At 49.5% G+C, this 3130-nt stretch carries 2 protein-coding genes; one reads left to right on the forward strand and one right to left on the reverse strand.

What is annotated here, in order from left to right; translation table 11 throughout:
- The coding region (locus tag ACTG33_RS16780; RefSeq protein WP_439136362.1) for a tryptophan 7-halogenase at positions 1 to 1207 on the forward strand (1207 nt) is incomplete at its 5' end.
- Positions 1208 to 1426: 219 nt separating this feature from the next.
- On the opposite strand, the gene ACTG33_RS16785 is transcribed toward ACTG33_RS16780, so the two are convergent.
- A partial coding sequence (locus ACTG33_RS16785) for a family 20 glycosylhydrolase (protein ID WP_439136363.1) occupies positions 1427 to 3130 on the reverse strand: 1704 nt, incomplete at its 5' end.

Raw genomic sequence — 3130 nt, forward strand, 5'->3', positions numbered from 1 at the left:
ATTCTTTTCTCGACTTGATCTGGAACCGGCAGAAAACTTTTTCAAGAACTGTAATCTGCGTCGGCGTGGACAAAATATTTCAGCACATCCGGATGACTATTTTGTGGCTGCTGAGTTGGCTCGGCAGAAGAAATCACCGATCCCCGAACAGACATTTGATTTTGAACATGATTATGCTTACCACTTTGATGCGGGCCTTCTGGCGACATTCCTAAAGCAATATGCTCGTGAACATGGGGTGAACCACGTTATTGATAATGTGGTAGAGGTTGGCAAATCAGATGCGGGCGATATTAGCTGCTTGAAAACCCAGGCGAATGGAGAGGTCAGAGCGGATCTGTTTGTAGATTGTACCGGTTTTGCGTCTGTACTCATGGGCAAGACCCTTCAAGAGCCTTTTATTTCCTATTCCGATACTTTGTTTAATGATCGCGCTGTGGCCATGCCAACCCCTTTGGATTCCAGCCAGCCAATACCTTCAGAAACGGTATCCCGTGCGGCTAATGCAGGTTGGATGTGGCGTATCCCGCTGACTAATCGATACGGCAATGGTTATGTCTATTCGTCAGAATACCTCTCTGAAGAAGAAGCCGAGGAGGAGCTGCGAAAATCCTTAGGCGCTGAAGCGGAGGGTGTTGAAGCTCGTCACCTTAAGATGCGTGTTGGCCGTGTCAGTCAGCACTGGAACCGAAATTGTCTGGCGGCTGGCTTGTCTCAAGGATTTATCGAGCCTTTAGAGGCAACTGCTATCGGTTTGATTCAGTTTACGATTGAGGGCTTTATCGATTCCTATGAAAAAGGCGAATTTACCGATGTTAATCGTGCAGCGTTTAACGATCGTGTTAATAAAGCTTTCGATGGCACCAAAGATTATGTGTCTCTTCATTATCGATTGAACTCCAGGGTTGATACGCAATATTGGAAAGATAATCGAGAGAAGGCCAGCACTTCAAAAAGTCTGTCAAATTTGATGGCTGCCTGGCAACTGGGGGCGGATTTTGATGCAGCTCTAGCCGCTGAAAAATCTTTCCAGATATACATGCGTCCATCCTGGTATTCCATCTTCTCAGGAATGGGGTGTTACCCGGACTTTTCAAAAGACACTCCCGAAAATACTCTGCCAGCAGAGCGAGCCAGAAGACTGTGTCGCCGGACTGCCAGAAAATTTAAAACTCATCAGGCTGATTGGCTAACGTCGATGAGTTAACTCGTTTCCTCTTGTTCTCCTGTCTGTGAGGTCTTAGGGTAAAGTAACATTTACCCTTTTTTTTGTTCTATTTTTACTGCTGACTGATGGCAAAAAGCCCACACAATAATGAATTGTGTGGGCTTTTGTGGTTCGTAGCTTTGTAGCTTTGTAGCTTTGTAGCTTTGTAGCTTTGTAGCTTTGTAGCTTTGTAGCTTCTGGCGTGGTTTTGATATTCAGTTAAGGATCAACAGTAAGTGTACGCCCGGGACGTTTTCCGTCGCTGGTCAGAGCTCGGATTTGAATGCTTCCACTGACGGGTACTGGCTGGGTGTAGGTTTGCCACTCTCTATTGTCGGTTTTAAATTGCAGCGGCAAGCCCGGCAACGGTGATTTCAGCTGCAGTTGATTGTCGATCACGTCAGCCCCGATGGTGGGCACCCGGTAAGCGACATCGTAAAGATCCAGTTTGGGTAGTTCCTTTTGTGTCAAAGCGTTGGCAAAATGATTCCACTCGCTGTCCCGCTGCTGTTTGGCCGCATCGCTGAAGTGATTGCTGTCAGGAGAGTAGATCTCGCCGTTGGCGTTGTAAGTCAGTTCCCAATCCGCCTGATGCCAGGCTCTTTCTGCGAGAGCGGTCAATCTGGGAAAGATCATGTAATCGGCCTGCTGGTCAGTGCGGGTCACTTCGGTCCACAGGTGACCTTGAACTCCATAGAACTGGGTGCCTGGTTTGAGGTGACTTTCCGTATCATTTAGCGTCATGGGGTTCCCCTGACGATCCGGCCACTGTTCGGCATGGGCGGGCAGGTTGTTTGGCATGAAGTCAAAAACCTGTTCAGTATTGGTGGCACGACTTCCCCAGTAGTAGCCACGTTCGAGCGGATCTGCAGTGTAGGGGAAATCAAAATAGGTCACATCCGGAGTAGAGATAACCACTTGCCACTGGCGATTGGCTTGTTCATGCGCGCTTTTATGTCCATCCCAGAACAAAGGTGTCCAGGCGTTGGACTGCACGGTAGATGGCATTTTCTCAACACTGGTCGCTGACATGCCGTCGTTCCAGCCGGCGGGGACTATCCCTTTGCTGGCGACCATATTGGAGACTTTTTCAATAAAGTAGCCGGTGAGGTCGTGGGACGTATTCAGGTTCAGTGATGGATCATTCAGCAATGCCTGGCATGCGGGGGACTCAACCCAGGCGCCTGCCGTTTCGTCTGCGCCGATGTGGTAACGCGTCAGTGGTACCTCGGCTTTTTGGTAAAGGTTCTGAATGTCGTTTAGAACGGTATCAATAAATCGGTAACTGGAGTCGAGACAAACGTTAATGGTGTTGTCGTTGTAGAACTGCACCGATTCATAACGGGTTGTATCCTGAGGGTCAATCAGGCGGTACTCATTTGCTTCGGCGGTTTTCTCTTCTGCGATTAATCGCTGATAACGGGCTTCCATGGAGACCACCGCCGCGCGGGAGTGTCCTGGCATATCAAAAGACGGGATGACTTCAATCTGCCGAGCTTGTGCGGCGTGAAGGATGTCGATGAAATCCGCCTGAGTGTAATAGCCGTTGGCCAGATTATCCAATTCTGGTCCGCTGCCCAGTTGAGCCATCAAACATTGGGTTTCGGCTGGATCGTGGCAGCGCCGACTGCCGATGTCCGTCAGTTCCGGCAGGCGATTAATGGCCAGACGCCATCCTTCGTCATCTCCCAGATGCAGGTGCAGACGATTGAGTTTGTAACGAGCCATTTGTTCCAGCAAATGAATGACATAGTCTTTGTCGCGAAAGTTGCGAGACACATCCAGATGCATGCCGCGAAATGGGTAGCGGGGGCTGTCTTCGATACTCAGCTGAGGCACTTCAAGCGTGTCTGTGAACAGCAAGCTGGCCAATGACCTTAAGGCATAGACCGCACCGGTAGTGTGTGTCATTTGAATGTGGAT

Origin of the sequence: Pseudomaricurvus sp., from assembly GCF_965662505.1 — a bacterium.
GTDB lineage: Bacteria > Pseudomonadota > Gammaproteobacteria > Pseudomonadales > Cellvibrionaceae > Pseudomaricurvus.